Here is a 5,332-nt window from a genome sequence, read left to right as displayed (position 1 = left end):
TCATCGACAGCAGCGCAGCGAAGCTGCTGAAGAGCGCCGCCCGGCTGATCCGCGGCGGCGAATATGCCGAGGCCATCCAGCTGTACAGCGGCCTCTCCCAGTTGCAGGATACCTCAGCCGAGATTGCCGCCGCGCAGCTCGCCTGGAATACCGCTGAGCCGGTCCGCCTGCTGCCGGGCGGCGATGAAGCCGGCAGATATATCCATGTGGCCACAGCCTCCGGACGCTACGGCACCAAGGCCGCTGTAGCCGGCACGGACAATAGCGGCAGGCTGTATTACGCCGATCTGAGCGATAACGGCAGAGTCTCTACACGGACCGGCGATATCCTTCCCGGCTTCGAACGGCTTAGCGGGCTAGCCTTTGACGATCAGCTGTCTGCTATGGCCGAAGTGCCGGTCGTCTTAGCTATAGGAAGCCAGGAGGACGGACGGACCGCTTTTTCCGCCTATCAAATTAAGCCGGAGGGCATTTCCCTGCTGTTCTCCTTTGCCGGCAACAGTTATGAACTGCAGCCGGATGATAACTCAATCCTCGTAACCAACGCGGATACCGGGGATGGTGTGCTTGGCGAGACCGGAGTGTACCGCCTAAGTGAGGATGGCAGTTACCAGTTTGCAGAAATTCAGCAGGAGTCTCCGCTCATCCCTGCTTCCGAGCTGGAGCTTCACCCGTTCAAGAAGGTCACCCTGAACTGCGATATCTATATTGATTCTGCAGGCAGAAGTGTCGGCAGCTCTGATGGCCGTTATATCTCCCTGCAAGGTAATGTCGGCTCCATTACGGGACCCGCTGTCGTCACCGGCCAGTATCAGAACAGCTACGATTATGTAGAGACAGAGATCGGTGAGCAGTATGTTCCTGTCTTTGTCGTCGATTCACTGGGGAGCCTGAGTGCGAATCTCAACGAAGAAGCAGCTACAGATTAAATAACCGGCTGCCGCACCAGCAGATTTTTCCCGAAAAAAAGAGCAAAGCAGCGATTCTTCCATTATCGGGGAATCGCTGCTCTGCGTTTGTAGGCTATATGTGGTTGAGGACTTTGAGCGATGACTGATGGCTTTATCCAATCGTTTTTGCTTTCTTCTTGCGGCTGAGCAATCTTCTATGGCGCTTCTGTGTGTAAAGAACTTCACCAGCCGCCGAAATCGTCTCCCTGACCTCGCCCAGCACCGCCTTAGTCTCCTGCACGGAGGCCTTCATCCGTCTAACCTGCAGCTTCACGCGATCCGAGCGGGACTTCGCCTCATCCACGGTCTCCTGAATATTGGCCTTCACTTCATCCACCGGTTCCTTCAAACCGTCTACAGACTGCTTGACACCTTCCAGTGACTGCTTCAGTCCGTCGAGACTGTTCTTAAATTCCCTAATCGGGTTGCCCATGCATATCTCCTCCTTTATAAACTAAACATCAGATTAACCAATCCGGCGTAGTTGCAACTACGGGGAATGTTTGGACTTCCGGCCACTGTTAGGTTTGGATTTCCTGAATTTAACCGCGAACCGCGGTAGAAATCCAAACCTAAAGGCGGACGCATTCGCTCCTACAGTTCCAAACTTCCCCTTCGCTGCTTTCGCCATTGGGTGGCCCCTCGTTCAGCTTATATACTTATCCTTACCTATACTTACCCGGATAAGCGGAGGCGGATTCACCGGATTAAAATAGCTCAGCCGCGGATCTCTTCCAGCAACTCCATAATCGTCGCTTCCTCCACCGGAGTAGAATAGGAACCATCTGCAAAACGCTTCATCGCCCCGATGCCGTCCTGGAAGACGAAGCGGATCCGGCCGCTGCGCACTTTTTTATCCGTGTACATTTTGTCCATCAGCATCCGGTTTGTAATAGTGTCCGGAATTTCTGTCGGAAGTCCCGCTCTGCGCAGCAGTGCTGCGACACGCTCAGTCTGTTCTCCGGTCATATACCCCAGCTTCACTCCCAGCTTCGCCTGGATCACGAGACCGACTGCAACGGCTTCCCCGTGCAGCAGCGTATAGCCGCTGACCGCTTCCAGCGCCCTACCGGCCGTATGGCCGAGGTTCAGGATCTGGCGAAGATTACTCTCATGCTCGTCCTGCTCCACTACTTCGTATTTAATCCGGCAGTTGTGCAGCGCAATCTGTTCGCAAGTCTCAGGGTCGAGGATCAGCTCCCCGTCCGGTGACACGATTTTACCGATATGATCCTCCAGATACTCAAAAAACTTCGCGTCTGCCAGACAGGCATGCTTGATCGTCTCCGCCAGGCCGCTTCTGAACTCACGGACAGGGAGCGTTCGCCAGGCTGCGAGATCAATATACACTTTGCGCGGCTGATGAAGTACACCGATCAGATTGGTGGCGACCGGCGTGTTCACGCCTGTTTTGCCGCCAACAGAAGCATCGGCTGCAGCCAGCAGCGTTGTTGCATAATTCAGGCTCGGCACTCCCCGGCCGAACGTCCCGGCCAGGAAGCCGGCCAGATCTGTTACCGCACCGCCGCCGACTGCTATGATGCAGCAATCCCGTCCGTAGGAATGGCTCAGCAGCTGATCCTCCAGGAGCGCCTTGGTCTCACGGGTTTTGGATGGCTCCCCGGCTGGAAACGCAAACAGCTCAGCCACAAAACCGTTCTGCCGCAGCAAGGTAAGCAGGGGCCGCCCATATAACGGCTCAACGGAGGAATCCGTAATAATTGCGAATTTGCTCACACCCGGCACAAGTCCCGCCTGTAAATCACGGATCAGCGAAGGGAACAGTCTTTCGCCGATTTCAATCTCGTAAGAGTTGTCGACTAGCTTTTTCAGTTCAACTTGAAAACGTTGGGACATGGCAAAAACTCCTTTTCCACATTTAGTCTATTTTTTGATAGATCCATAGGGACTTATAGTGTGCTACACTTGCCTTTGGAACACTGGATTTTGTAAGTTGATTCTTATATATTCATTTAACTGTCAATATAAGGAGAGATACTCGTGATAAATGTACAAAGCAAATGGGCCCTGATTACAGGGGCAAGCAGAGGCGTCGGTTATCAGACTGCACTTTTTATGGCCGGACAAGGCTGTAATCTTATTCTCCATAGCAGGGAACTGGCCCATACGGCAAAAGTGGAACAAGAGGTGCGGGCACTCGGTGTTGATGTCTACTGTGTGCAGGCCGAGCTGGCCAATCACGAAGAAGTGGTCGCCATGCTGGATGAAATTGAAGGCAAAGGCACCCCCGTAGATATTGTCTTTAATAATGCGGCTGTACAAATCGCCTACAGAACCGATTACTGGAATACCCCGGTGGAGGATTTTGAGCAGAGCTTCCGGATTAACTTCATTTCCATCGCAACGATATGTAACCGTTTTATTCCTCAGATGATCGGGCGCGGCTTCGGACGGGTCATCAATACAACCAGCGGCATTAAAAATGAGCCGGAGCAGGCGGGTTATGCAGCCAGCAAAGCGGCGCTCGATAAATTCACCAAAGATTTGGCTTCCCGGCTGGATGGAACCGATGTCATCCTCAGCTTAACGGATCCGGGCTGGTGCCGGACCGATCTCGGCGGCCCGAATGCCACCAGTCCGGTCGAAAGCGTCATCCCGGGAATTGCTGTCGGCGCCTTTGTGGACGACAAGAAAAGCGGGCGTTTCCTCCACGCCCAAGCCTTTGCCGGCATGACGCTGGAAGCAGCGGTGGCCCTGGCGGAAACGATGGAAGCAACACCATATACCATCTAAAGAAAAACCGTGTATATTTTCAAAAGCAGACCACAGACGGATATTTATCTGTCAGTGGTCTGCTTTTTGTATTAGCTGAATAAAGGACGCGTTACCATCTCCATGTATCGGAGCAGGCCGTTCCTGGCTTGTTCATTCTGCTGCCATACGCCTAAGTTCCAGCACATGAACCGGAGGCCCAGGTACCGGGAGGCCACAGCAAACCGTTCGGTAAAATGCTGATCCGCAATGCCGCAGCCTAGAGATTCGAGATACCTGCGGTAGTCCCCGGCTTGCTGCAGATTCCGGCAGCGCATGGGGATGTCCATAAACAGCGAACCGTAGCGTGCCTCTTCCCAGTCAATGAAGTAAACCTCATCATTGCCCTTCACCAGAATGTTGCCCGGATTCAGATCATTATGGATCATCGTATAGGTGCTTTCATCATGAATCACAGGTGCCATGTCTTCCACGATCCGTCCGGCAATATCCTCAATCCTGGAGATGATCTCCGTCCCGAACGTTTCAGCAAAGACCGGGTTCTCCTTGGCGCGCTCCCAGGAAGGTCTCCACCATTCATTGATGCATTTGGCGATGTAGTCTTCATCCACCTTCGGCAGCCAGGGCATTTCACAAGTACAGCCCAGATTGGCGTAATGAATATAAGCCAGCGCCCGCAATTCCTTATCCTGGAGCGCTGCTATATCCAGCTTGCCGTAATCTGTCCGGTAGTCCACGTCCTCAATGCACAGCAGGCTTCGCCCTTCATGCAGCGGCTGGCCCGACAGGCTGAACGGAACATTGGCAGCCTGTGAGAACAGCCGCGAAAGTGCCGAACGCTCCACAAAAGTAGCCAGTTTCGTAACAAGCGAAACCTCCTCAGCCGCATCCGGCCCCGCCTTTATTCCTGTTCTTCGTTGCAGCCTTACCTTATTGCGTATCAGTTCAACGGCCCGGGACCCCGAATGCATCGGTACGCTCTCTACGCTCAGCACCTCCGCTTCAGGACATACGAAGCAATACACGGTATCTTTAATCAAGTCAATCCTTCTGCTATTGCTCATCTCCATAAGGCGCTCTTCCTTATTTAAATTGGGCTTACTGCTCCTGCCGGCGATAGGTATGTTCCGCAAACCAGAACCGAAACGGCCTCTCTTCCAAAGGCGGACCGGACATATTCTACTGCCCCGGTGGAAATCAGCGAAATCAGCTGCAAAATCCGGTTATTACGTTCTTCCATCACTCCGGTTGCCCCTTATCTGTTATTTTCTGATGATCGTCCGGTAGACAAATTTAGGCAGCGCAGCTTGTCTGCGCCAGCGGGATTTCTGGCCTTTGGCAACAGGAGCGAACAGTAGCCGGTGGGCCCACTCCAGATTAAGCTTTTTCCACACCGCCGGTGCAGGCTTCACTTTCCCTGAGATGACATCCAGACTGCCGCCGACACCAAACACCAGCTTAACCCCGGCAAGCTCCTGCCTGTGCCTGTGCAGCCACTTATCCGAATAAGGCGCACCCATGGCGAGAATAAGCACATCCGGCTTGCTGCTCTGAATCTCCGCAATAATTCCCGCCTCTTCCCCTGGACTGAAAAATCCATGATGCCTGCCGGCAAGCTTTACCTCTGGATAAATGCAGGAAATCTTCTC

The 5,332-nt window shown here is 53.5% G+C and carries 6 protein-coding genes; 2 read left to right on the top strand and 4 right to left on the bottom strand.

Annotated elements, in window-relative coordinates; all coding sequences use genetic code 11:
• Positions 1 to 929 (top strand): hypothetical protein (locus AQR02_RS00525; protein ID WP_159067650.1); only part of this gene is annotated, 929 nt, incomplete at its 5' end.
• A 133-nt stretch (positions 930 to 1,062) separates the two neighbouring features.
• Here the strand turns inward: AQR02_RS00525 and AQR02_RS00520 are convergent.
• Together AQR02_RS00520 and aroB are read right to left on the bottom strand one after the other, a co-directional pair.
• Entirely contained in the window at positions 1,063 to 1,383 is a 321-nt protein-coding gene (locus AQR02_RS00520; protein ID WP_054938925.1) for a DUF6468 domain-containing protein, read from the bottom strand.
• 284 nt (positions 1,384 to 1,667) lie between these two features.
• Positions 1,668 to 2,807: a 3-dehydroquinate synthase gene (gene aroB / locus AQR02_RS00515; RefSeq protein WP_054938924.1), complete on the bottom strand. Its 1,140-nt coding sequence runs from the start codon at positions 2,805 to 2,807 to the stop codon at positions 1,668 to 1,670.
• A gap of 144 nt (positions 2,808 to 2,951) precedes the next feature.
• Between aroB and AQR02_RS00510 the strand changes: the two genes are divergently transcribed.
• Positions 2,952 to 3,704: an SDR family NAD(P)-dependent oxidoreductase gene (locus AQR02_RS00510; protein WP_054938923.1), complete on the top strand. Its 753-nt coding sequence runs from the start codon at positions 2,952 to 2,954 to the stop codon at positions 3,702 to 3,704.
• A 71-nt stretch (positions 3,705 to 3,775) separates the two neighbouring features.
• Here the strand turns inward: AQR02_RS00510 and AQR02_RS00505 are convergent, their stop codons facing one another.
• Together AQR02_RS00505 and AQR02_RS33250 are read right to left on the bottom strand one after the other, a co-directional pair.
• Positions 3,776 to 4,753 (bottom strand): phosphotransferase, encoded by a 978-nt coding sequence (locus AQR02_RS00505; RefSeq protein WP_054938922.1) that lies wholly within the window; start codon positions 4,751 to 4,753, stop codon positions 3,776 to 3,778.
• A 192-nt stretch (positions 4,754 to 4,945) separates the two neighbouring features.
• A partial coding sequence (locus AQR02_RS33250; protein WP_245237003.1) for a WecB/TagA/CpsF family glycosyltransferase occupies positions 4,946 to 5,332 on the bottom strand: 387 nt, incomplete at its 5' end.

Source organism: Paenibacillus ihuae, from assembly GCF_001368795.1.
GTDB classification, from domain to species: domain Bacteria; phylum Bacillota; class Bacilli; order Paenibacillales; family Paenibacillaceae; genus Paenibacillus_AQ; species Paenibacillus_AQ ihuae.
This window is presented reverse-complemented; position numbering and strand designations above follow the sequence as displayed.